Annotated in this window: 20 protein-coding genes; 13 read left to right on the forward strand and 7 right to left on the reverse strand. The window is 65.6% G+C overall.

Annotated elements, in window-relative coordinates:
• The first annotated feature begins 185 nt into the window (after positions 1-185).
• The 3 genes from ACTNFK_RS10800 (at position 186) to ACTNFK_RS10810 (ending at position 3,606) form a co-directional block, all read left to right on the forward strand.
• Positions 186-1,409 (forward strand): DUF6880 family protein, encoded by a 1,224-nt coding sequence (locus ACTNFK_RS10800; protein WP_435936828.1) that lies wholly within the window; start codon positions 186-188, stop codon positions 1,407-1,409.
• A 329-nt stretch (positions 1,410-1,738) separates the two neighbouring features.
• Complete coding sequence (locus ACTNFK_RS10805; RefSeq protein WP_435936829.1) at positions 1,739-2,362, forward strand: hypothetical protein; 624 nt, start codon at positions 1,739-1,741, stop codon at positions 2,360-2,362.
• A complete protein-coding gene (locus tag ACTNFK_RS10810) occupies positions 2,359-3,606 on the forward strand; it encodes a HipA domain-containing protein (protein WP_435936830.1) in 1,248 nt (415 codons plus the stop codon). The genes ACTNFK_RS10805 and ACTNFK_RS10810 overlap by 4 nt, the downstream gene beginning before the upstream one ends.
• A 256-nt stretch (positions 3,607-3,862) precedes the next feature.
• Here ACTNFK_RS10810 and ACTNFK_RS10815 read toward each other — a convergent pair whose 3' ends face one another.
• On the reverse strand, positions 3,863-4,159 hold the full coding sequence (locus ACTNFK_RS10815) for an EthD family reductase (protein ID WP_435936831.1): 297 nt from the start codon (positions 4,157-4,159) through the stop codon (positions 3,863-3,865).
• Between the two features lie 91 nt (positions 4,160-4,250).
• Entirely contained in the window at positions 4,251-4,757 is a 507-nt protein-coding gene (locus ACTNFK_RS10820) for a DoxX family protein (protein ID WP_435936832.1), read from the reverse strand.
• Between the two features lie 46 nt (positions 4,758-4,803).
• Between ACTNFK_RS10820 and ACTNFK_RS10825 the strand changes: the two genes are divergently transcribed.
• The 3 genes from ACTNFK_RS10825 to ACTNFK_RS10835 all read left to right on the forward strand — a co-directional run bounded on the left by ACTNFK_RS10825 (position 4,804) and on the right by ACTNFK_RS10835 (position 8,129).
• Positions 4,804-5,247, forward strand: coding sequence for a MarR family winged helix-turn-helix transcriptional regulator (locus ACTNFK_RS10825; RefSeq protein ID WP_435936833.1), 444 nt, complete (start codon positions 4,804-4,806; stop codon positions 5,245-5,247).
• Positions 5,248-5,463: 216 nt separating this feature from the next.
• Positions 5,464-6,699, forward strand: coding sequence for a DUF6777 domain-containing protein (locus ACTNFK_RS10830; RefSeq protein WP_435936834.1), 1,236 nt, complete (start codon positions 5,464-5,466; stop codon positions 6,697-6,699).
• The gene (locus tag ACTNFK_RS10835) at positions 6,696-8,129 is read left to right on the forward strand and encodes a DUF6777 domain-containing protein (RefSeq protein ID WP_435936835.1); all 1,434 of its coding nucleotides are present in this window, start codon (positions 6,696-6,698) and stop codon (positions 8,127-8,129) included. The genes ACTNFK_RS10830 and ACTNFK_RS10835 overlap by 4 nt, the downstream gene beginning before the upstream one ends.
• A gap of 187 nt (positions 8,130-8,316) precedes the next feature.
• On the opposite strand, the gene ACTNFK_RS10840 is transcribed toward ACTNFK_RS10835, so the two are convergent.
• Both ACTNFK_RS10840 and ACTNFK_RS10845 read right to left on the reverse strand, forming a co-directional pair.
• Positions 8,317-9,594 (reverse strand): M20 family metallo-hydrolase, encoded by a 1,278-nt coding sequence (locus ACTNFK_RS10840; RefSeq protein ID WP_435936836.1) that lies wholly within the window; start codon positions 9,592-9,594, stop codon positions 8,317-8,319.
• Between the two features lie 76 nt (positions 9,595-9,670).
• Positions 9,671-11,314: an amidohydrolase gene (locus ACTNFK_RS10845; RefSeq protein ID WP_435936837.1), complete on the reverse strand. Its 1,644-nt coding sequence runs from the start codon at positions 11,312-11,314 to the stop codon at positions 9,671-9,673.
• 127 nt (positions 11,315-11,441) lie between these two features.
• Here ACTNFK_RS10845 and ACTNFK_RS10850 point away from each other — a divergent pair, with 127 nt between their 5' ends.
• A complete protein-coding gene (locus ACTNFK_RS10850; protein ID WP_435936838.1) occupies positions 11,442-12,668 on the forward strand; it encodes an RsbRD N-terminal domain-containing protein in 1,227 nt (408 codons plus the stop codon).
• A gap of 279 nt (positions 12,669-12,947) precedes the next feature.
• Entirely contained in the window at positions 12,948-14,276 is a 1,329-nt protein-coding gene (locus ACTNFK_RS10855; RefSeq protein ID WP_435936839.1) for an MFS transporter, read from the forward strand.
• 180 nt (positions 14,277-14,456) lie between these two features.
• Here the strand turns inward: ACTNFK_RS10855 and ACTNFK_RS10860 are convergent, their stop codons facing one another.
• Positions 14,457-16,097 (reverse strand): protein adenylyltransferase SelO, encoded by a 1,641-nt coding sequence (locus ACTNFK_RS10860; protein WP_435936840.1) that lies wholly within the window; start codon positions 16,095-16,097, stop codon positions 14,457-14,459.
• Positions 16,098-16,295: 198 nt separating this feature from the next.
• Between ACTNFK_RS10860 and ACTNFK_RS10865 the strand changes: the two genes are divergently transcribed.
• On the forward strand, positions 16,296-18,623 hold the full coding sequence (locus ACTNFK_RS10865) for a putative bifunctional diguanylate cyclase/phosphodiesterase (RefSeq protein WP_435936841.1): 2,328 nt from the start codon (positions 16,296-16,298) through the stop codon (positions 18,621-18,623).
• A gap of 63 nt (positions 18,624-18,686) precedes the next feature.
• Here the strand turns inward: ACTNFK_RS10865 and ACTNFK_RS10870 are convergent, their stop codons facing one another.
• Positions 18,687-19,502 (reverse strand): hypothetical protein, encoded by an 816-nt coding sequence (locus ACTNFK_RS10870; RefSeq protein WP_435936842.1) that lies wholly within the window; start codon positions 19,500-19,502, stop codon positions 18,687-18,689.
• Between the two features lie 276 nt (positions 19,503-19,778).
• On the opposite strand from ACTNFK_RS10870, the gene ACTNFK_RS10875 reads away from it, so the two are divergent.
• Entirely contained in the window at positions 19,779-20,513 is a 735-nt protein-coding gene (locus ACTNFK_RS10875; protein WP_435936843.1) for a GNAT family N-acyltransferase, read from the forward strand.
• The gene (locus ACTNFK_RS10880; protein ID WP_435936844.1) at positions 20,513-21,466 is read left to right on the forward strand and encodes a ThiF family adenylyltransferase; all 954 of its coding nucleotides are present in this window, start codon (positions 20,513-20,515) and stop codon (positions 21,464-21,466) included. Before ACTNFK_RS10875 ends, ACTNFK_RS10880 begins: the two co-directional genes overlap by 1 nt.
• A 201-nt stretch (positions 21,467-21,667) precedes the next feature.
• Here ACTNFK_RS10880 and ACTNFK_RS10885 read toward each other — a convergent pair whose 3' ends face one another.
• The gene (locus tag ACTNFK_RS10885) at positions 21,668-23,053 is read right to left on the reverse strand and encodes an FAD-binding oxidoreductase (protein WP_435936845.1); all 1,386 of its coding nucleotides are present in this window, start codon (positions 23,051-23,053) and stop codon (positions 21,668-21,670) included.
• A 182-nt stretch (positions 23,054-23,235) separates the two neighbouring features.
• On the opposite strand from ACTNFK_RS10885, the gene hemQ reads away from it, so the two are divergent.
• Together hemQ and ACTNFK_RS10895 are read left to right on the forward strand one after the other, a co-directional pair.
• Positions 23,236-24,021: a hydrogen peroxide-dependent heme synthase gene (gene hemQ, locus ACTNFK_RS10890; protein WP_435936846.1), complete on the forward strand. Its 786-nt coding sequence runs from the start codon at positions 23,236-23,238 to the stop codon at positions 24,019-24,021.
• A gap of 164 nt (positions 24,022-24,185) precedes the next feature.
• On the forward strand, positions 24,186-24,545 hold the full coding sequence (locus ACTNFK_RS10895; RefSeq protein ID WP_435909940.1) for a cupin domain-containing protein: 360 nt from the start codon (positions 24,186-24,188) through the stop codon (positions 24,543-24,545).
• Positions 24,546-24,761: the final 216 nt, after the last annotated feature.

The raw sequence follows: 24,761 nt of genomic DNA on the forward strand, positions 1-24,761 counted from the left end.
CAAGCCGCCCGCGCCGGTCGCGGGCCCGCGCCGCACGCGTGGGTCATACGCTGCCGTCGGGCATATGAGTGGGGTCGGATCGATCCACCCCATCTGATCCGACTGAACTCACATGTCCGACCGGGGTCACACACCCAACCAGGGCGAACGCACCCCACCGGGCAATGGCGAATAATGGGAGAGTGATGTCACTTGCCGAAGAGGTGCTGCCGCTGATCCGCACCCGCGCCGATCTGCACCGGTGGAGCGCGGCCAACGCTCACGGCTCGACCATGCACGACGCGATCGACCTGCTCGAAAGCGAACTCCACACCGTCGACCCGGCGGAGGCCTACACAGTCACCCATCAGGCTCTCGCCAGTGCCATCAAGGTGATCGCTCGGGCCGACGACTCGAGCGGTGTCATCGGCGATGCCTGCCGACGCCTGCTCGAGCTGCACCCATGGGTCGCCGCAGACGCGCACGTGCCGCCGGCGAAACTGGTGAAGTGGATGATGAAGTTTCAGTTCGACGGAGAAGTCGACTTCTTCGAGCTCGACCCCGTCGCCTACGCGCCGGCCCTCGGGGAACCCGGTTTACGCACCTACCGAGCGCGTCTCGACGAGATTCGTGCGGCGCTCCCCCCGAAGCCAGATGCAGACACCTGGCGAGATCCGTCGTCTCACGCGCGCTGGGTGCTCGACTGGAATGATCGGCGACTCGCCGTACTCGACCGCGACATCGAAGCAATCATTCGCACCCACGCGCGAGACCGTCGCGTCGCCGCCTGGCTGCAAGACACGGCAGAAGCATTCGCAGAGATCAACGAGTTCGACCTCGCCATCGACTGGGCGCAGCAGGCCACAGATTTCAGCCCCGGGCACCAATCGCAGCACGCCGCCGAGTACTGGTGCGAGCTTCTCGCGGAGCACCGCCCCGCCGAACTCCTGAACGCGCGACTCACGGTGTTTCGCAAGTGGCCGTCTTCTTCTACCGCGACCCGCCTCCACACCCTCGCAGCCGAAGCCTGGCCGTCGCTCGCAGCCGAAGTCACCGACACGCTCTCAGCGCACCCCGCCGAGGCAGTCACGTTCACCCTCGACACGCTGCGCGACCCAGGCCTCGCATGGCAGCTCGCACACGACCTGAATCTCACCAACGACGATGTGTGGCACAAACTCGCAAGCGCCTACGAAACGATCGACCCGGGTGCGGCCTTGGCGATCCACCAGCGATTAGTGGATCAGCTGCTCGTGGAAACGAACGTGCGCAATTACCGATACGCGGCGCGTAGCCTCGCGCACATGCGCACGCTCGCCGCCCGCAGTGGCAAAGCCGCAGAGATCGACGCGTTCATCGCGGGGCTGCGCGACACGTACCGGCGTCGACCCCGAATGCTGCAGGAGTTCGACCGGGCACTGTTGCCGTAAGCGGTGGCCGCATTGCTGGCGTCGGGGTCGGGGTCGAGCACAGGGCCGAGTGCAGGGGCGAGTGCAGGAGTAAGTGCAGGGTTAAGTGCGGTCACACCCGAGGTTCTGCATCCGCCGGCTCGGAGATATGCATAATTTTGGGCGGAATTTGCTATTTGGGTCCTGGATTGTGTGGATCTCCGAGGCTACGGCCGCGCGGGGGCGACGCTCCCCCGACGCACCATGGGGATGCCTCAGCCGGTTCTGAGGGGGGTACCCCAGCCGGTGCTGAGAGGCAAACCAAGCACATAACACTTGACTTTCGTGACGCGCTGCGAAAGCATTGTGTTATGACGTTGACGATTGCTGAGTACGCCGAGTCGGAGGGAATCTCCCAGCAACGTGCCCGCGAACTCGCTCGGGCAGGGAAGATTGCCGCTCGGCGAACCGGGCGAGCCTGGGAGATCGATACGGAGGCGTCGCCCCCTCGGTTCACGCACAGACCGTTGTCGGCACAGTCCCTCAACGATTTGCTCACCGTGATCGCAGATATGAATCTGGACTCCGTGACAGGGGTCCGAAAACAACGCGCTGCGGAACGTCTCCGCGGGCTCCGCGCTTCAGAACATCCGGCAGCGCTGCTTGCGCAGTGGGCCGGGCGCACCCCTGAGCGGGCTGACCGGGCCCATCAACGCGCAATTCTGCGGGCGGCACAACTTGGTCGAGACGACTACCTGAAGCTCGTGCTGGCCGAGGTTGACTCGGATGATCTTACGGATCCCAAGCTGTTGAAGAAACGTCTGCGTGATGCCATGCAAGTGAATCAACTCCGTGCAGATACGCTCGCTGAGCGTGCGGGTGCCACCACGGAAGACGTGAAGCAGTTGTTAAGCCGAGGTCGCCTGAAAAACTACGGCCGGACTGCGCGGATCCTTCGCGCTGCAGGGCTCCGGCCGGGGGCGGTGCCGCGGTGAGCACTGACGTAGCCACGGAAGTCTTGGAGTGCTTCCTGAACGGTCGGCACATCGGTCGATTTGAGCGCCGCTACCTCGCGACTGTCGAATTCGTCTATGGCAATTCCCCGCAATCTGGCGGCGACGAGCAGGTGGTGTCACTGAGCCTCCCCCGCGACAGGCCACATGAGAAGAGCGCTGCCAGGAACTTCTTGTCGAACCTGCTTCCCGAAACGGAGGCGGCGAAGGAACTGCTGCGCACCCAGACAGGTGCCCGATCCGCTGATGATTTCGAGCTTCTTCGGCACGTCGGCGGTGACGTCGCTGGTGCGATACAGCTCATGCCTGAGGGAGAGTCCCCCAGTGAATGGATTGATCCACCCCTCATCGCGAGGACCAACGCGATCTCGGGCCGCATTCAGACCATCAAGGCGACAGGGATCCCCACGGGGGGCCTCATCGCAGGCGACTGGCCGATCCGCTTCTCGCTCGCAGGTGTGCAAGCAAAGTTCGCTCTCGCGAATGTCGACGGTGAATGGTTCTGGCCTGATGCCGGCACACCCTCAACGCACATCCTGAAGCCCGAATCACCGGCACATCCAGGTCTCGAGCACCTTGAAACTGCCGCACTGCGCCTTGCGGGGCTCGCAGGAGTCACTGTCGCGGTCGCCGAGGTAGCCGAGTTCAACGGTCACACCTCTTTCATGACGCAGAGGTTCGACCGGGTGGTTGATGAATCCGGTCTTCCCGTGAGGCTCCACGCTGAAGATGCCGTGCAAGCTCACGGGAAGGAAGTCGGTTTCAAATACCACCTCGGTGCAGACGAAATCGTTGAACTCCTGCGTTCGCGCGGGGCTGGCGAAGTCGCGTATGACTTCGTGCAGCAACTCGCGTTCAACACCGGTGTGAAGAACGCAGATGCGCACGGGAAGAACTACTCGTTCTTGCACGCCCCCGACGGGTCAGTCGGGTTGTCACCGCTGTATGACGTGGTGCCCATGGGGTTTTACCCTCAGTATGCGCAGGCGCTCTCGATGTCTATCGGGGACGAGGAACAACTCGTGAGGCTTGACACCAGCCGCTGGAAGCAGTTCGCAGACGACACCGGCCTCGACACGGATCGCGTGCTTGCGATTGTCACCGAGACTTCTCGGGGAATTCTGGAACACGTGGATGAAGCGTTCGGTCACATCGGACTTTCCACGCGCGAGGCGGCAATCGCAGAAATCAAGCACTACAACGAGCGGATCGTCGCCCGGCGTTAGGCGTGTGCGGCGGGCTGTAGGCGGCCGGCGTTCTAACGCGTGTCGCCCCTCGCCCTGCGCCTTGCCCGCACCACTGGGGTCGGGGATATGAGTAGGGTCGGGTCGATCCACCACATCTGACCCGACCGCTAGAGTCAACTCTCCGACCGGGGTCAGCGTGCCAGCGGTGCTCACAAGCGCTGCGCACCAGCAGAGCCCGCGGGGCGCACCAGCAGAGTGGGCGCGGCGAGCAGACCCGCTCAGCCCGTGGGTGTCGTTACTGCTCCCGCGGCACGTGCACCACGGCGACGCCCTCGGTCGCGAAGTTCGCCACGTCATTGACCGTGGCAAGGCCCGCATCCGAGGCGAATGACCGATCCGCCGCGTCGCGCGAAGGGAAGGTCAATCGCGCGATGAGTTTCGGGTCGTCTTCGCCCGCATCGGAAACGAAGCCCCAGGCGAACTCCTCGAGCTCGGGCATGGCGCGCACCAAAGGCGCGTGCGTGCCGCGGTAATACGCGGAATATGCGGCGCGATCGGGAATGGAACTGTAGGTGACGATGACATCGTGCATGCGTGGCCTCCGAGGTTGTAGATGTCTGCGAGGTTCGGTGTTCGGGGTTCGGCGCGTGGTGTGCGGTGTGCGGTGTGCGGTGTGCGGCAGCCTACCGCGAGCGGGAGAATCTGCCCGATCGCAGCCAGCGCCACGCACCCGTCGACCACAGCGCCCAGACCACGAGCACCGGCTGGAAGAACAGGCGGCCGAGCCGGGCCGCATCTGTACTGAGACCAAACGCGTCGACTCCCTCGATGTACTGCGAGACGTTGCCGGGGAAAATTGCGACAAAGAACGCCGCGACGATCAGCCCGACGATGGGGCGGGCGACCCGCGGCGCGAAGAGCAGTGCGGCCCCGAGGAGAATCTCGACGACCCCCGATGCCACCACCACGAAGTCGGGATCGAGCGGCAACCAGGTCGGCACCTGCGCCTGAAACTCCGCGCGCAGAGCGGTGAGGTGACCGATTCCAGCGAACAGGAGCGAGACACCGAGCAGAGCTCGGGCGATGGTGCGGACTACGCCGCCTGATCCACCCCCGCGCGAAGCCTCGCGGGCACGGGCTTCTGGCTCGTCGAGTGGCGCGGGTTTGGGCGGGATCGGTTGCTCAAGCATGCCTCTAAGTATTGCGCGCAATTGAATTGTGCACAATACTAATTGAATGGAAACGGCTGACCTGCACCTGCGAAACCAACTGTGCTTCGCGCTCTACACGGCCGCTCGCGCCACCGCCACCGCCTACCGCGACGCACTCGCCGAGACGAAACTGACTTTTCCGCAGTACCTCGTGATGCTTGCGCTCTGGGAAAACGACGGGCTCACCGTGAGCGAACTCGGCACCGAACTACACCTCGATTCGGGCACGCTCTCCCCCCTCCTGACGCGCCTCGAAACCAACGGATACGTGACGCGATCTCGGCCCGAGCGCGATGGGCGCCGCGTGGTGGTACACCTCACCACTGCGGGCGAGAAACTGCGCGCAGCGGCGGAGCAGATCCACTGTGCAATTGTCGAGCACCTTGACATGCCCGAAGCCGATGTCATCGCGCTGCGCGATATGGCCTCGCGACTGACCGAACTAATTGAGGGGCGAATCTCGGGGTAGTGCGCTCGCACAACCGCCGTTCGCACTTGCCATACGCACGCCCTTTTTGCTAACTTTTCGAAAGTAGACTGAGTTTTACTTTGGTTTCCAAACAGAATCGTCGAGCAACCAAGTATTTTCGCGCAGGGGGCACGGCTCTACAGCTAGGTCGATTTCTTGCTGCGGGCCCCGCTTTTCTGACGTGCACCACTTTCCTGAGCGAACGGACCCTCATACGTGACTTTCACAGCCCCTGCGCCGGCGCAACCCCCTCGCGCGAAAAAACCCAAAGCGCTCATCATCAGCACCATCACCGTCGGTGCCGTGCTGCTCGCTTCGCTTGGCGGGCTGGGGTGGATCCTCCTCAAGCCGACCACAACTGAAGTCATGCTGCAGCCCGCCGGCTACATCACCAGCAGCCCCTTCGCCGAAGACCCTTTCGCTGGGGCTCCAGACCCTGCTCTGGCAACCCCCGTTGACGACACGGGCGTGGTGCCCACCGGCGCCCTCAACTCACAGACCACCAATGCCACTGACGTGGCAATCTACGGTGGATCAGGCGACCACCAGCTCTGCGACGCGCAGAAGTTCGTCGCCTTCATGAAGCAGAAGCCGGCTCAGGCACAGGCCTGGGTCGATGCGCTCAATGCCGACCCGAAGCTATCGTGGAAGAACGGCACGCTCACCGTCGCAGAGATTCCCGACTATGTGAACACTCTTGTGGCCGTGGTCTTGATGAGCGACACCCTCGTCACCAACCACGACTTCGTGAACCAGAAGCCCGTGCCCTACCAGTCGGTCTTGCAGGCCGGCACCGCGGTGCTCGTCGATATGTGGGGCGTGCCCCGCCTGCAGTGCTACTGCGGCAATCCGCTCACCCTGCCGCAGGGAACCGCCGCGTCGACCACCTTCGTCGGCACGCCGTGGGTGGGCTTTAGCCCCGGCAATGTGACGAACCTCACGCCGCCTGCGAAGCCGGTGACCGCGCTCACCGTCGCAAACCTTAATAACCCGGGCAGCACGCTGCAGCTCGCCCCTGCAAGCAACACATCGCCTGCGGCCACGCCCGCACCGACACCGAGCCCCGCCCCGACGCCGACCGGGGCGCTTCCTGACGGTTGGTTCGTGAAGCCGACGCCGCCCACCCCGAGCACGGACCTGTGTGCCGGAGTTGTCGGGAACGTGATCACGACCGTACCCGGCGACGTTAAGTTCCCAGCGAACAACACGAGCCCGGTCGAGGTCGACATCTGGAACACGGTACTCACGTGGCAGGCGCAGCCGGGCGACGACCCTGCCTACGGCGGCACCATCGACAGCTGCACCATGCAATACGTCGGGAGCATCAAGCAAGGCACGAGCGCTGAGCTGTTTGGTTTCCCGGGTGGGCAATGGGCCGCCTTCGAAGGGGTCAACGGAACCGGCCCAGTTGCCACCAAGGTCAACGGCGGCGACGCCTGGAGCATCCAGTGAGCGCGCAGGGCTGGTACGACCAGCAGGGCAACTTCCACGAGGGGCCGCCACCCACCCCGCAGGCCGCGCCTGCGCCCGCTCCGGCTCCGGCTCCGGCTCCGGCCGGATGGTACGACCAGCACGGCAACTTTCACGAGGGCACCCCGCCCGGGCTTCCGGCACCGGCTGCACCCGCGAGTGCCCCTGCCTATGCTCCGACACCAGTACCGGCATCGGCGCCTGCCCCTTCGGCCAGGAAGAACACCGGGCTGGTCGCACTGCTCATCACGCTGAGCGTGCTTCTGGTCGCCACCTGGGGGGCTATCGCGTGGGCGCTGCTCTCCGGCTTCTCGCTCGCAAGCATGAACACCGCCACGGTCGCAGATGAAGCGCCGGCTGCCTCGGCAACCCAGGTCATCGACGTCGCGCTGGCTCCCGCCGCAGCGATCGGGTCGAACGCATTTACCGCCACGCCGTGGGCCACGACGCCCGCATCGACACTCGCCCTCGACGCGAGCGGATCCGCCATCCCCGCTGCCGACCCGGTACCGGTCACCGAGATGCTCGGCGACACCGACAGCCTCTTCGCCCTGCCGCTCGGATCCACCTATGTAGCCGGAGATGCCCCATCACTGCTCGCCGGCCTGACCGCCGACCCGGCACGCGCCGAAGCGTTCGTCACCGCCCTGAACAGCGACCCGGAGCTGGGTTGGGGGCAGCCGCTCACGGTTGCCGATCTCGAGGGCTATCTCAGGCAACTCAGCTATGTCGCACTCTCGAACGACACCTGGGTCACGCACCACGCGTTCGTCGACGGGGCAGCGCAACCCACCCAGGCGGTGCTGCAGACGGGCTCGGGCGTGCTGGTCGACCGCTACGGGGTGCCGCGCGTGCGCACGATTTCGGGCGACCCACTGACGCAGGCGGATCACGCCGACGGCGCCGGTGTCAGCGCGGTCGCGGGCGAAAGCTGGCCCGACTTCGACCCGGCCGAAGTCCAGGTGATCCAGCCCGCCGGCACGGTGCTCGACGCATTCCAGATCGCCACCGATTCCGGGCCGGCCGACATGGCCGCGACCCCGTGCCGCCACGCAGGACTCGGTGCGGCGTGCGATCCACCCGGCCCTTCCGCGGTGATCGAGCCCGCACCAGCCGCCCCTGCGAACCTCGTGGTACCGACGGCGACGAACTGCACGCCAGCACAGGCTGCGGGGGCAGCGGTCGACTTCCGCTTCCTGAACAGCAGCGGCGACACCCTATACGACTACTACTACGACCCGGCCACCTGTGTGACGCTCGGGCCGACCACCGTCGGCCTGCCGAACGGCTTCGCCGGCGGCTGGACCCTCGCCAATGAGGGCGTAGACCCCCTCTATGTTGTGTACGCGAAGGCCGACGGAACAATCGTGTCCGAGTTCATGATGGAGAGCGGGGCCGTCGTCATACGGTAGCGCCGGTGGGCCCGCTCGCGCGGGGAGGAGCGTGGCGGGCACTGCTGCAGGCTCGGAGATCTGCACAATCTCGAACGGAAGTCGCGGTTTGGGTCCTGGATTGTGCGGATCTCCGAGGCACGGGGCGGCAGCAGCGGCGGCAGGCAGCAGGCAGTCAGGCAGGCGGCAGGCAGGTGCCTCTGCCGCCTCAACCCGCGAGGTCGCCGCGCACCAGGCGGGCCACCACCTCCGAGAGCATCACCACGCCCGCAACGCTGTCGGCGTCACTCGAGTTCTCGAGCTCGTTGTGCGAGATGCCCTCGATGCTCGGAATGAAGAGCATCACGGTCGGCACGATGTCTTTCATGTTCGTCGAGTCGTGCCCCGCGACTGTCATGATCTCGGTGTGTGACAGCCCCAGATCGATCGCCGACGCGCGCGCCAACTCCACTCCCGCCGACTGGTAGGGCGAGAGCCCCCACTGATGAGTGAGTTCGCGCTCGATGGTCACACGCGCCCGCGTCTCGATTTCGGTAATCTTCTCCACGAGGATCTCGTTTGCCCGCTGCAGCACACCTTCGTCAGGTGAGCGCAGATCCAGATTCATCACGACCTCGCGCGCGAGGGTCACCGGCGAATTCGGTTCGAGCGACAGCTCTGCCACCGAGGAATGCAGCAGCCCCTCGTCAAATGCCTCGGTGAGTTCGCGCGCGGCAACGATGAGCAGCGCAGCCCCGAACAGCGCATCTTTGCGGTCGGCCATGACCGTCGACCCCGTGTGTCCCTGTTCGCCGTGCACCACGATGCGGTACTTGCTCGCGGCCCAGGTGCGATCGACCAGGCCGATAGTGTGGCCACCGTTTTCGAGGCTTCGCCCCTGTTCGATGTGGATCTCGGCATACCGTGCTGCCGTGGGGGCCTCGGCCAGGCGCCCGACCTCGCCCTGCGCCAGGGCGTCGGAGACGGAGATGCCGGCGCGATCCACTGTGGAAAGTGCATCTGCAGCACGCATCTTGCCGGTGAACACCGACGAACCCATCATGCTGGGCGTGAAACGGCTGCCTTCTTCATTGAACCAATTCACCACCGCGAGGTTGAACGCCGGCGCGATCTCGCCTCGTTCGGTCCGGGCGCGGGCGTCGCGGGCGGCGTGCGCGGCAGCGAGCACGCCGTACGCCCCGTCGAAGCGCCCAGCCATCGGCTGCGAGTCGAGGTGCGAGCCGACAAGCACGTAGGGCGCCCCGGGCACGAATGTGAGGAGGCCGAACTGGTTGCCCACCTCGTCACGAGTGACCTCGAAACCGTTGCGTTCGAGCCACGCCGCGAACCAGGCGCGAGTCTGGTGGTCGGCTTCGGTTGCCGCCTCGCGGTGCACGCCGCCACGCTCGGTCGCGCCGAAACTCGACATCTCGGCGAAATCCCGCAGGAACTCTGTGCCGGTGGTGGCGTTCTGGTCTGCCGCGGGGGTGGTCATGTTCTCGGTCATCGTGACACCTCTGGTTCTTGCTCAGTGGATCGGGTTCGTGCGGATCGCGCTTGCGGCGCTTGATATGTGCGACTGCCTAGTGCGTAAGCGAATCCAGGCCGCCGTGGCGCAGCTGCCCGCCGACGAGGGTTGCGACGACCTCGATCTGCGCGATGCGGTCGCTCGGCACCTCGGTGAGGTCTTCGCCGAGCACCACGAGATCGGCGAGCATGCCCGGCGCGAGCACACCCTTACGGTGCGCCCACCCGGTGGCCTCGGCCGATCCGCGAGTGTAGGCGCGCAGCGCCTGCTCGGCGGTGATCCGCTCGCTCGGCCCGTAGGGCTTGCCGGTCTCAGTGAGGCGCTCGACGAACGCCTGCATGACCGCGAGCGGTGCGCCCGGGGCGACTGGCCGGTCGGAGCTGCCGGGCAGCACCGCCCCCGCGTTCAGCACTCGCGCCGCCGGATACGACAGGTGCGTGCGCTCAGGGCCGAGTTTCGCGGCCATGCCGTCGCCGAAGGTCGGAATAAAGAAGGGCTGCGGCACCAGCACGATGCCGTGCGCCGCAAGCTGCACGATCTGATCATCGCGCACCACTCCCCCGTGCTCGATTCGGTTCGGAATGCGGGGCCTGCCGAACCGGCTCTGCGCTTCGACGATGGTATCGATCGCGAAGTCGACGGCCCGGTCGCCGATCGCGTGCAGTGCGAGCGACCAGCCCGCGGCGGCCGCGTGCAGCACCTTCTCGCGCACCTCCCCCGGGTCGCCGAGCAGGTAGCCGTGATTGCCGGGGCACGCGGCATAGTCTTCGGTCATCGCCGCGGTGGATCCGAGCAGCGAGCCGTCGGTGAACACCTTCACGGGCCCCACCTGCAACCACTCATCACCCAGACCGGTGCGCATGCCCGCATCGAGCGTGGCCACGGTCGGATCGCTCGCGTGTCCAGCAACCGCGTGCAGGGCATCGATAGTGATCATGGGCTGCATTCGGGTGAAGATTTTTCCCTGCTCGCGCGCCTGCTGATAGGCGCCGAGCTCTTGGGGGCTATGCCCGATCCACCCGCCCGCGATGCCCGCGTCGGTGACCGAGGTCAGCCCCTCGCGCACGTACTGCTGCGTGGCGACGTGCAGCGCGTGCACGATGTCGGCGCGCGAGTCGGGCAGCAAGTGCCGCTGCACCAGCTGTTGGGCGTTCTCTTCGATCAGCCCGGTGGATCGGCCGTGCGCATCGGTCGCGATCCGCCCGCCCTCGACCTGCTCGGTCGGGTAGTCGGCGATGCCGACCTCTGCAAGACCTATGCCGTTGAGGGTATATGCGTGACCCGATGAGTGCTTGAGCCACAGGGGTCGACCGCCGGTCGCGGCGTCGAGCGCGTCGCGTGTGGGCAACGCGGTACCGATGCCGAGCGGGTTGAAGTTCGAGCCGATCACCCAGGCACCCGCCGGCACGTCGCGAGCGTAGTCGCCGATGCGGCGCAGCAGTTCCTCGCCCGTGTCGGTGCCCGACAGGTCGAGTTCGAGCAGCGTCTGCCCGAACCACACCGTGTGCGCGTGCACGTCGTTGAAGCCCGGAGCGATGAAGGCACCCTGCGCGTCGAGCGTCACCTCGGCGGTCACGCCATCGAGCTGTTCGTCGAGGCCGACGATGAGGCCGTTCCACACGCCGATCTTGCTCGCGCGCGGGCGCGCCGGGTCGCCCGTCCAGATGCGTCCCCGTTCGATGATGAGGTCGATACGCATGCGTGCTCCTTCGCTGCTGGGTCTGCCTTCCCATCAAACTCCGGCAACCACGACCGTGCAATCGCCAGATCGCCACTCGGCAAAGCACGGTGTTGTGCAGATGCCCATCTAGGAGCAGACTGGGGCCATGACCGACACCCCGGCGACCACTCCGATTGATGCCTCGACAGGTGCATCACCTGACGCGAAGACGGCTGGCTCGCCAGACACGGCATGGCTCACGCTGCTCGACGAGATGCAGCTTCGTGCGCCAGAATTCGTCGATCGCTTTCTCGCGGAGCTGCGGGAGCAGGCCCTCTACGACCCCGAGAGCGTTCCCCCCGGCGATCTCGAGCGCGCCGCCGAAGAAACGGTGCTCATGTTCATCGATCGTCTGCGCACCGGCCAGATCACTCGCGCAGATTCTGCCGAGCCGCTCGGGCGTCGCAGGGCCCGGCAAGGGGTGCCCCTCGAGCGGCTCATGCAGGCTATCCGGCTCGACCTGCGCATCATGTGGCAGATCCTGCTCGACATCGCGCATCCCGACCGCACCGATGTGCTCGTGCGCCACGTCGAACAGCTCATCGCGGTGGTCGACGCCTATGTGGCAGATGTGCAGCAGGCGTTTCTGCGCGAAGTCGCGATCCTGCAGCGCGACTCGCGGCTCGTGACCGAGCAGCACCTGTCGAAGCTCTTCAATGCGCAAAGCCTGACTCCCGCGCTGCTCGATGCCGTCGCCGCCGGCATCGGGGTCGGCCCCAAGGAGCGCTTCGAAATGTTGATGCTGCCCGGCGATTCCTCAGAGGTTCGCGGCAGCAAGGTCGACCCATGGCTCGCGAAGCCCAACGTCTTCGCCTACATGTACCGAGGCTGGCTGATGCTGTTTCGCCCGCACAATGCCCCTCTGTCGACCTGGCCCAAAGAATTCGCGCCCGTGCCATCCGTCTATGTCGACGCCGTCGACGGCCTGGACCGGGTGCCGGGGGCTGCCCGTGCGCTCATCGACCTGCACGCAAGCGCCCCGCCACTGCATGCGCTCACCTACGTCGAAGACCTCTGGGTGTTCGGCGCCGCAAACTACCTGGAAACACTGTTGCCTGGTCACTTCAGCTCGATCCTCGAGTCCCTCTCCCAGCTTGGCGAAGACGAGCAGGAACGCCTGCTGCGCACGGTGCGCGCCTACCTCGAATCCGGATCAGTAAAGGTCACCGCGCACGTGGTCGACTGCCACCGCAACACGGTGATCAACCGGTTCAGACTGTTTCAGACCCACACAGGGCTCGACATCACCGTGCCGTCGCAGGCCGCGCTCGCGCTCGTACTCTTGAGCGGTGCCGACACCGCGGAGGCTCGCAACGCCACAGCGACACTCTAGGCAGGCGCCGCGCAACGGCTGACGACTGCCGCCCCGCTGCGACGGGTTCGAGGCTCACCGGGGTCGCGGATCGGGCAGCTGCGCTGCGGGCGGTGACGCTCGCGCCGATCCACCATTGTGCATTTGTCGAAAAATAGCGGCCGCGCGAAGGTCACATTCCTATTGGCGATGGCGCATCTGAATGCAAATATTGCAGAAACCGCACGAATACGCAGCCACAGCCACCTGGCCACAGCAGCGGAATTGCAGCGCACACGTCCCAGATTCAAAGGAGAAACAGTGAGTAACGCCAACACCGAAGCATCCGCCGCGGTGCAAGTGAGCCCGAAGGATGTTGGGCGCATCGCTCGCGCAGCCTTCGTGGGCACAGCCCTGGAGTGGTACGACTACTTCCTGTTCGGCACCGCCGCCGCGCTCGTGTTCAACCGCCTCTTCTTCACCGATCTGAACCCGACCGCAGCGCTGCTCGCCTCGCTCGCGACCTTCGGCGTTGGGTTCGCTGCACGGCCCATCGGTGCGTTCTTCTTCGGAATCCTCGGCGACCGCATCGGCCGCCGCCCAACGCTCCTGATCACCATCGTGGCGATCGGTGTGGCGACCGGCCTCATCGGCCTGCTGCCGACATTCATGGACATCGGCCTCATGGCACCGATCTTCCTCGCTATTCTGCGCCTGCTGCAGGGGCTCGCCGTCGGTGGCGAATGGGGCGGCGCGACCACCATCGCGATCGAGCACGCCCCGGCCGAGAAGCGCGCCCGCTACGCGGCGCTCGTGCAGGTCGGCTCACCCGTCGGCACGCTGCTCTCGTCGGGTGCGTTCGCCCTTGTGATCATGCTGCCACCCGAGTCGTTCGACGCGTGGGGCTGGCGCCTGCCATTCCTCGCCGCGTTCCCGATGCTCGGTGTCGCGCTGTGGATCCGCCTGAAGGTCGAAGAATCCCCTGTCTTCCGCGAGTTGCTCGAATCCGGCGAAACCACGAAAGTCCCCGCGCTCCTCGTGTTCCGTAAGGCCTTCGGCCGTCTCGTCGTCGCCATCATGGCGGCACTGCTCGGTGTCGGTGGGTTCTACGTCATGAACACCTTCGTGGTGAGCTACACCACCAACACGCTCGGTGTCGACCGCCAGATCGCGGTGAACGCCACCCTCGTTGCTGCTGTGGTACAGATCGTCGTGATCCTCATCTTCGGCCGCGTGGCCGAGAAAATCGGCCCCGGCCGTGTCACCCTCGTCGGCGGGCTGCTCAGCGCCGCGGCAGCCTTCCCCCTGTTCTGGCTCATCGACATGGGCTCGGCATGGGCAATCACCCTCGCTGTCGCAAGCGGCATCGGTCTCCTCACGATCACCTACGCGGTGACCGGCGCGCTGCTCACCGAGTTGTTCCCCGCGAACATGCGCTACAGCGGCGTCTCGCTGGGCTACAACATTGCCGGTGCGCTCTCTGGCTTCTTGCCCTTCATCGGCACCTGGATGATCGCGCAGCAAGACGTGCCGAGCTCGCTGCCGGGCGTCATCATCTTCGCCGCGATCTCACTGCTGACCGCCCTCGGTGGGTTCCTGGGTGAGCGTCTGCGCATTAAGGATGACGTGGTGGTAAAGGAAGCGGTCTAGCGGCGCATGCGACGGTGCGGTGGGTCCTCTGGGGCCCACCGCATTTCTGTGTGCCCACCGCACTCCTCGGCGCCTGGGCAGACCTAACCCACCGCTAACTCGGAGATTCCCACAACTTCGGATGGAATTCGCGTTTTAGGTTCTGGATCGTGCGGATCTCCGGGGCAAGGGAAGCGGGGCCTACGTGCCGCAGTAGGTGACGAAGGGGCCGGCACCGGGCGGGGCGGGGCTCGCGTATTCGGCATCACCCGGTCGCTCGTCGTAGGGGTGCGTCACGTGCTCCAGCAGCGCGGTGAAGGGGGCGAGGTCGCCGTCGGTTGCCGCCTCAAGCGCCGCATCGAGCAGGTGGTTGCGCGGGATGTAGATGGGGTTCACCCGGTTCATCGCTGCCGCATCTGGTCCGAGCGCCAGCCAGCGCGCGATCCACTGCTCTGGGAATGCCGTTGACGCCCGCCCGCTTCCGGTATTCCCGCCAGCTGCAATCCTCGCGAGCGCGCGGAAGCTGCCCGTGTAGTCGGCGTCGGTGTCGCGCATATGCTTCAGCAGATCGCGCGCCAATTCGGCAACCACCAGACCACTCGCTGCGGCATCAACAAGCCCGAGCTTCGCGCGCATTCCCGCGACCCACGCCGCATCGAAGATGGCGTCGAACTCCTCGAGGGCCTCGGATGCCGCCGCGATCGCCGCGTCCTGAGCTTCGGCATCGGGGGCGGAGTCGGGCTCAGTACTGCCCGGGGCCGCCACCCCGCCAGCAGCCGCGGCCGATTCACACTCTGCAATCAGCAGCGGCAGCAGCGACTCGGCGAACCGCGCGAGGTTCCACTTCGCGACCGCCCGCTGGTTCGCGAAGGCGTACCGACCCTCGTGATCGATCGAGCTGAACACCGCTCCTGGGTCATAGGCGTCGATGAACGCGCACGGCCCGTAGTCGATGGTCTCGCCCGAAATCGTCATGTTGTCGGTGTTCATTACCCCGTGCACGAACCCGACGAGCGTCCACGACGCGACCAGCTCGGCCTGCCGCCGCACCACCTCGCGCAGCAGATCGAGGGCTGGCGTCTCGCTGAGTTCAAGGTGCGGTGCGTGGCGGTGGATCGCGAAGCGCACCAGGCGCCGCAGCAGATCCGCATTGCGCGTCGCCCGTGCGTACTGAAACGTGCCCACCCGAAGGTGGCTCGCGGCGACCCGCGTCAGCACGGCCCCCGGCAGCAGGTTGTCGTGGAGGAAGTCGTCGCGCAATACCCGACGGCCGGTGGCAGTCACGGCGAGCGCCCGCGTGGTCGGGATACCCAGCGCGTGCATCGCCTCACTCACCAGATACTCGCGCAGCATCGGGCCGACCGCGGCAAGCCCGTCGCCCCGCGCGGGCGGCGTGCGGCCAGATCCCTTCAGGTGCAGGTCGCGCAGGGTGCCGTCTAGATGGTGGATCTCGCCCAGCAGCAGGGCACGCCCGTCGCCGAGCAGCGGCGAGTAGCCGCCGAACTGGTGGCCCGCGTAGAGCTGCGCGGCGGGGCGACTGCCCGCGGCGAGCGCGCGGCCCACGAGAAACTGGGCACCGCTCTCGCTGCGGAGGTCGCCTGGGTCGAGCTGCAGTTCGCGCGCGAGGTCGTCGTTCAACACCAGCACATGTGGATCCGGCACCTCTGCCGCCCGCCACTCGAGAGCGAGCTCGGGCAGCGCCTCTACGAAGTCTGCGCTCAGCGTCGCTCCGCCGAACACAGGAAGTGGCTCAGGCTGCACCGCGTGGTCCGAGGCCGACTCAGCGCCGTTGCCCTGCCCGCCCTCGGGCTTGTGCTCGCGTTCGTGCTGGTTCGCCTCCATACCTCGATGCTACGCGGGTGTCGGGCGACCTGATCCACTGAATCTAACGAAGCAGCGCACGAGCCACGAGCCTTCCATAGCATTCTCATAATATCGACAGCGAGTGCACGCCCATGCCAAGATGAACACTGCGAAAACGCGAAAATCTGTCGCTGTTACGCAGACACGCAGAAGAGCGACAGAACCGGGAAAGGGCACGTGTTCACACGCATGGGGGCCACGCAGAGGGACAGTGCATTTGCTGCGCCCTTCGTCGCCTTTGCTCTTGCGACAATCGGGTACGGTATCTTCGGCCTGATCGCCTGGCCGCCGCATTCTTGGACTCTGGTGCTCACGCTGATCGCGGCCGTGAGCATCGCGGGATCCTTCCAGATGCACGTCGGCCGTACTCCCGGCTTCCCGCTCGTCGGGATGGCCATCACAATGCTCGCGATCCCCCCGACTGAGCACTCTCCGCTCTTTGGCGTGTGCATCTGGGCGATAGGCCTGTTGGTCTCGCAGCTGGTTCTGCGTCGCGACGTGCTGCAGGCGTTCTATGTGACCGGACTCAACTCACTCGCCGCGTTCGCCTTCGTCGCGATTGAGAGTAGCCTGAGCGTCCTCGGTGTGTGGCGACCGTTCAGCTTCGTTCTTGCTTCCATCGGCTTCTACGCCATTTTCTTGCTCGGCGAATTCGCCCGCCAGTGGGTGCGCAACCGGCCTGCCCGAGGCTTCGGTCTCGCAACGCTCAGCCTCCCACGCGCTGGCGTCGTCGTGCTCATAGTTTCGGCATCTTCCACACTCATTCATGCCTTCGATACCACCGTGATCCCCTGGCTCGAGCATGATGCCGGGGCGCGCCGCACTTCGTTTATCGTGTTGCTCGCCGCGCTAATTTTTTACGTCATCGGGCAGCGCATCCGCTATGCCGAAACCGAGCGCCGCCTGACGGGAATTCTCGACGCAGCGATCGAGCTCCCGCACGTAACCGGCGAAAGCCTCGCTGCCACGCTGCAGGATCGCGCACGGGCCATTGTGCAGACGAACCAGGTGACATTGCGCAGCACTGGCCCCGGTCCCGGCGAAATTGGCAGCGAGGTGAGCCTTGAACCCGGCACTACGCAGTATCTGGTCGTCGGGCGCAAAGTCGACGGCATGCCCTTCAGTCGTGACGACGCGCGCGCGATCAACACCCTCGCGAACATGGCAAGCGAGGCGGCGCGCGCGCAGAATGAGGTCATTTCGCTCGAGCGGCGCGCCAACACCGACACGCTGACCGGCCTCCCCAATTACGGCGCGTTCCAGCTCGCGCTTGACGACGCGAACGAGAATCGCCCGTATCACGACGGGGTAGGGCTGCTCTTCATCGACCTCGACAACTTCAAACATCTTAACGACACGTTCGGACACCCAGCCGGAGACGAACTCCTGCGCGTGGTTGCCGAACGGCTGCAGAGCGCGTCGGGCGGTGGCGATTTCGTCGCGCGGGTCGGTGGTGACGAGTTTGTGGTGATTCTCACCGGCAAGGTGTCTCTTGAGCAGGCAAAGGAAGATGCCGACCGCATCATCGAGGCCATCAGCCAGCCGCTGACGCTCGAGGGCAGCGACATGGTGCCGGTAGTCAGCGCCGGCCTTGCCTACTCCAGTCACCGCGAACTCTCCGCGCAGACCCTCGTCGAAGATGCCGACCGCACCATGCTGCAGGTCAAGCGCTCGCGCCGCAAGGGAGAAAAGGGAGACAGCAGCGTCGTCGGGATCTCCTCACACCGCTCCTCCCGCACCAACGACATCGTCGCACGCGCGATCCGCAGCAACCGGTTGTCGCTCGCATTCCAACCGATCGTCAGCATCGACGACGGCCAGATCTGGGCGTTCGAAGCACTCGTGCGCTACATCGACCCCGAGCTGGGCCCGATCTCCCCACCGTCGCTGGTCGCACGCGCGAAGAGCCTGGGTTTGCTGAATGAACTCACCATGCAGGTCGTCACCAAGGCACTCACCGCGGCTGACGAGTTCCAGAAGCTCGAGCCGAGCATCACGTGTATGACGGTCAACCTCGAACTGAACCAGATCAGCGACAACGAACTCGGGCCGTTCATCCGTGAGACCGCCAGCGCCCGACCCCACCTGTCGCTGTGTGTCGAACTGAACGAACGATCGATGCGCAGCCTCACGGACGGGCTCAGGCACGATGCCGAGAAGCTGCAGCAGGCTGGTGTGATCATCGCGCTCGACGACTATGGCTCGGATGATTCCTCAGTGGGGGCCCTGGTCCGCTCCCCCATGGACATCCTGAAGATTGACCGCAGCCTCATCGACGACCTCGGCGATCCGCGGCAGCGCGAGTTCATCAAGGCGCTTCAGGGCTTCGGCACCAACCTCAATCACCAGATGGTCGTCGAGGGGATCGAACACCCCGAAATGGTCGACATCATGACCGAGCTTGGAGTGCGCAACGCGCAAGGCTACTACTACGGTCGGCCACTCTCGTTTGCACTCACGATGGACCGCCTCAAGCGCCACGGCACACAGGCTGTCGTTACGTAAGGGGTGGATCGATCCACCGTTTGCGAACAGTGCGCAGGCGGCACGTCGGCCGCGACGCGCGGTTTAGGCCACGGTGTCGGCTTCAGACTGCGATTGCGGGGACACATCGATACCGGCACTCAGCCGCAAGATCGCGTCTTCCGGCTCAAAATCGGGATCTGGTTCAACGAAGGCGTCGACGACCCCGATGAAGGCGGTGGCCGCCACCGACCACACCTCGGTTCCGCTCGCGGTTGGTCGCTCGAAGTGCGCCTCGACCAGTGCGGGAACGGTCGATCGTACGATTCCCAGCCCCTCGATCACCGATGCGGCCGCGACCACCAGCGGGCCGTAGTCGCCGTTGTACTCCGCCTTCAGGCGGTACCCGATCGTGAGGAGAATATTGCGGTAGAAGCTCTCGATCGTCTCGACGAACGCCAACTCGCTCGCGCGCAGGGCATCGAGCACTCGAGCACGATTCGGGCCGTCGGGCCACGACATAATGGTGGTCGACAGCGCCGCGTAGGTGCGCCACTTGCTCGACGCGGTAACCACATCGAAGTTGTACTCGGCAACGGTGCGGATCACGTCGACCATCAAGTTGCGACGCCCTTCGAAGGAACGCAGGTCGTCGATCCGCATGCTCAGGTACTGCCAGGTGGTGACGAGCGACTCGGAGTCGGCACGATCGACGTGCGCTTGGTGCGCAAGCTCGCAGAACAGGTCGGTCAAAAACAGCTCCGGGGTAGGCCACACCTGAGTGAACTGCTTCAGCGAAACCCCTGAGTCACTCGCGAGCTGTTCGATTAGGTCGGAGCTGATGCCTAACGAAAGCCCGATCGTCTCCACATATTGAATGGCCCGATCGAGAACCCTGCCGCGCACTTCTTCAGGGTCCATTTGGATTCGCACCCGGCCACCTCGATTCCCTCTCGCAGCTGACGCGCGTCAGCCTCACAACGGTGTTAATCCCTAATCGTACCAACGGGGCACCAGCGCAGTGGCGAATTATCGAAGAAGCATCGCTTCATCGCGAGCGATCCCGATAGTGTTGAGCCGGAATAAGGCTTGCATGTCCTATCACCAAAACCTTCAGACGCTCTCTGTGAGATGCTTCGCAGACACCAGAAAGACCCTGGCGTGACACACATAAACAGATCGGTTTCGAATCACGAAGTGATTCCCGTCATTGAGTCCGCGGTCTTCTCGGAGCAACCCAACGCGCGTCTGGCCAGTGGCCTCATCGCTGTGAACGGCCTGGCGTTGCCTGGCCTCGAAGCCGAATACCGGGCGCACTTTGACTTGCGCCGCAGAGTCTACGTCGACCAGACCGGCCAACTTTCCGAGAGTGATCTGCAGGAAGACGGCACCGACCGCGATGATTACGATGCTCGCTCCGTCACCTTTGCCGTCTTCGAGAACCATCGCACCGGCGTCCGCGTCGTCGGTGTGGCACGACTCATTCGGAGGGACCCGGGAAGCCACCTCCCGATCGAAGAGTTCTGCCCGGATGCATTTACGCTGGAATCATTGAGCGTGGGCTGCGTGGAAATGTCGCGCGTGATCGCCCGCCACGAGAATGCCGCGCTGCAAGACCTCCTGCAGTGGCACCTGTTCGCGGCGATGCTCGCCTACATCACCCAACACAACGTCCAGCGCACGTTCGCGATTATCGAGCCCTGGCTCGAACGACACCTCAATGGCGCGGTGAAGATCTCCCGCATCGGAGAGGTTCGCTACGTCGAGCGCTACCTGGATTACAACGTCCCCGTCGAGGTCGACATCCCCACCTCAGCCAGGCTGATGAACGCCCGGAAGGATGGGTTCATTGACCAGTACCTCGCAGGAGGACCCGAGTTGTTGCTCTTCGATCGGGTGTCCACCGGTTCGCTGAGCGAGCGAATCGCCTGATGGCGCGCTCTATCTCCTCGCCCGAGTTCTCGCGCAACTACGGGTTCTGGAGCGAGGCCGAGCAGCAGGCGCTGCTCGACGCGCGAGTTGCGATCGCCGGCGTCGGCGGCGACGGGTTTCAGCTGGGCCTGAAGCTCGCTCGCATGGGGGTGCAGCGTTTCAGCATCGCCGACCCCGAGGTATTCGAGCCTGAGAACGTGAATCGCGTCGAAGGCGCTGCCAGCTCGACGTTCGGACGCAAGAAGGCGGAGGTCTTCGTCGACCGCGTACGCGACATCAATCCCGAGGTCAAGGTCGAGGTATTCCTCTCGGGGGTCACGCCCGACAACGTCGAGCCCTTCATGCACGGCGCATCGCTGGTGCTGGATGAGTCTGAGCTCACGAAGCCCGAGATCGGATCGCTGATCGCACGCCAGGCGCGGTTACAGGGTATTCCCGACCTGCTGGTGATGAACATCGGATTCGCGGCGCAGATCACCTCCTTCGCACCCAATTCCGCGTGGTCATTCGAACGCTTCATGGGGTTCCGCTCGGACACCCCACTCGATGAGATCGCAGAGGCCGGCGTCGATCTCTCTCGTTGCCTCCCGTACATTCCTCCGTACTCCGATCTTCGGTCGCTGCAGGCGGTGCAGGGTGAGGGCGGATCAGAGCCCGCGTCTCTGCCGTCGATCTCCAACGGGGTCGATATCGCCTCGGGGATCGGCAGCACGCAGGCCTTCCTGCACCTCACCGCGGGCGTCTCGAACCGGCGCCGCGCGCCAGTATGGGCGCCGCGCGTGGTGGTTGCAGATGCATACACGCTGCGCACCCATCGTCTCCGGGCTGGGAGAGCAAGCCACGTGCGCCACCTGCTGGTCGCCGCTGCCCGACAGAAGCTGGGCCTGAATCCGCTCGCCGGTTACACTCTGGCAGACATCGCCCGCCGCCGCTCGGTCGCCGAACGGGTCTGAATTCCGGCGGGGTCAGTCGCTGCAAGGGTGCGCTCGTCAGCATTCCTGACACCAGTGAGCTCACGACGACGTAACTCGCGTAGCTGGACCCGGGTCGCGGCAACTCACGTCGGGGATCTGACCCCGGGCGGATGGATCCACCCCCAACCACCCGACCAGAGCCACATGTCCGACCTGAGTGCTGACGCGACCGTGCGGCCGCTAGATCGCGCGCCCGGGGGTCAGAATGCCCCGCGGATCAAGCGCGAGCTTGATCGCGCGCTGGGCGGCGAGCGCGCCCGCGTCAAGTTGCCACGGCAACTCGTGCCGCTTCACCGCGCCGATACCGTGCTCGCCACTGATGGTGCCGTCGAGTGACAGCGCGAGCCGGGTGATGTCGTCGAGCACGATTACCGCCACCCGGTAGCCCTCGGGCGTATCCGCCGCCTCCACGGTGGGGTGCAGGTTGCCATCTCCCGCGTGCGCGACCACCGACACTCGCCGCCCGTGCTGCTCGGCCACGCGCTCGATTCCCGCAAACATCTCGGCGAGCCGGCTCACCGGCACCCCAACATCACACGAGACTCGCAACCCCGCCGCCCGCAACGCTGGATTCGCGATGCGTCTCGCCTCAAGTAGCGACTCGTCGGCGAGGTCGGTCGCCTCGGTGGCGCCGTGCCGCGCGCAGATCTCGACCACCCGTCGGGCCGCGTGATCCGCCGCCTCACCCACGCACTGCCCGATCAGCACCGCAGCGCCCGGCACCTGGAGCCCCGACGGCTGGTACTGCTCGATCAGCCGCACGCTCTCGGCATCGAGCAGCTCAAGTACTTCGACCGGCACTGCGCTGCCCACGATCTCGGTGACCGCAGCGCCGGCCGCCCCAATCGCGTCGAAGCTCGCGCGGAACGTGCGCACCGGCCCCTCGGGCACCGGCTTCAGTCGCACCGTCGCTCTCGTGATGACGCCGAGCGTGCCCTCAGACCCCACAAACAGGCTGGTCAGGTCGAGCCCGACCACATTTTTCCGCGTGCGCGCTCCCGTGTGGATCACGGTGCCATCCGCCAACACCACCTCGAGGGCCGCCACCGCGTCGCGCGTCACCCCGTGCGCGATGCAGCGGAGCCCGCCGGCGTTCGTCGCGATGTTGCCCCCGACCGTCGAAGTGCGGGCGCTCGCCGGGTCTGGCGGGAAGAAGAGCCCGTGCTGCCGAGCCGCGTCGTCGAGCACCGCCGTGATCACGCCGGGCTGCACGTCGGCGAGGCGATCCGCTGGGTCGATGCTGATGATCTGGTTCATTTCGGCGAGCGAGAGGATCAGCCCGCCGTCGTACCCCGCGGCGCCGCCCGCGAGGCCCGTGCCCGCGCCCCGCACCGACACCGGCACCCCGTGCTCGTTCGCCCAGGCGAGCGCAGCCTGCACGTCGGCGGTGCTGCGGGCGGTGACGAGCGCCGCCGGGCTCCCCTCGGGCTCGTAGCGGGAACTGTCGCGCGCCACGTTCGCGATCAGCGCGGGGTCGGTGGTGAGGCGTTCGCCGAGCGCCGCGCGCAGGGCGGCGAAGTCTGGGCCCGTTGTGGGGGTGCGGTGCTGCTGGTTGGCCTCGGTCATGCGCCCAGTTTATGGCGGGTCGCCCGCACCCGAATTTTCGGCTTCGGGCCGGGCGATGCCCAGGCGACGACGGCGGAATCGGTAACACGGCTGCGCCTCTGCGCCTCATTCGTGCAGTTGAGCCCAGACGAAAGTCCCGTGCCGAGTTGCGCTGATCCACCTCGACGCAAGACCATAGGGGTATGAGTCACACGGACACACCCTCAGCCCCCGCCAGCCCCACGACCGATGCCCCCGCGCACGCCGCACACGCGTCGGAGGTGACAGCGGCCGACAGCGTCGAACTACCCGGTGCAGGTCAGCCGTATACCCTGTTCGCCGTGTTCCGCGTGAGCTCGTCGCACCCCGAGGTCTTCGACGGGCGCGACGTCGAGGGTGCCGTGCGCGAGATAGAAGACGTGGTGCGCGAAATCGAGGGCGTGAACGTGACCCTGCGCGGGTGGTACGACGTGAGCGGCATGCGCGCCGACGCCGACCTGATGGTGTGGCTGCACGGCGGGGCCGCAGAAGATCTGCAGTGGGCGCTGCGTCAGCTACGGCGCACCGCGCTGCTCAAGCCGCTTGTTCGCGTGTGGGGCGCCGTCGGTGTGCATCGCGAGGCAGAGTTCAATCGGGCGCACGCCCCCGGCTACATGCGCGGCATTGACCCGAAGCAGTGGATGACCGTGTACCCCTTCGTGCGCTCACTCGAGTGGTACCTGCTTGACCCGGCCGAACGAGGTCGCATGCTCGCCGAGCACGGGCGCGCCGGTGCCGCCTTCACCGGCGTGGTGGCCAATACCGTCTCGGCGTTTGCGCTCGGCGACTACGAGTGGTTGCTGCCCATGGAGGCAGACGAGCTGACCGACCTCGTCGACATGATGCGTGCACTGCGTTCGGTCGACGCGCGCCGGCACGCCCGCGAGGAGGTCCCGTTTTATACGGGGCGGCGGATCGAGCCCGTCGAGATCGTCGAGGTGCTGCAGTAGGGGCTGCCCGCGCACTCACGCACTCGCGTACCTCGCACCAAGACCGCGAGTTGACGACGGCGCACGCTTCAGCGGGTATGAACCCTGCGCGCTCGTCCATCTCACTTCTGTATTCCCTAGCCGTTACATTCTCAGAAGAACACCAACATACGAAGGAGTAACACATGGCAATCATCAGCCACATTGCATCACTCGAAGACGCACAGAAGGCGATCGAGCCGCTGCAGCAGCCCATGGCGGATCCGCTCGGCGCAGTGATCGAGACGAAGACGTTCAACCTCTTCTCGACCGAGAACGGCAGCCTCCACACCGGCACGTGGGAGACCGCCACGGGGCTCTCGCGCTGGTCGTTCGACGAGGGCGGTGAGGTCATCTACGTGCTCGGTGGCAAGATGACCGTGACCCGCGATGGCGAAGAACCGCAGGAAATCGGTGCGGGCGACCTCGCGGTCTTCCCACAGGGGTGGACGGGCACCTGGAACGTTACCGAACCCCTGTCAAAGGTCTACGTCGTCTACAAGTAGGCTCCGCGGGCTCTCCACGACCGGTGACGGGTGGACGCTGGCGCAGAGTTCGGCAGCTTCGAACCATGCGCCACCGTCCACCCAGTACTCGATTGGGTCGGGTGCGACGACTCCACCAGTTCGGGTGGACGGGGGCGCAGGGTTCCGCGACGCCGAACCATGCGCGGCCGTCCACCCAGCGCACGACGGCAAGGGGCACGGTGACCGACCCGAGGC

The sequence above is a fragment of the Leucobacter fengyongliangi genome (assembly GCF_052386045.1).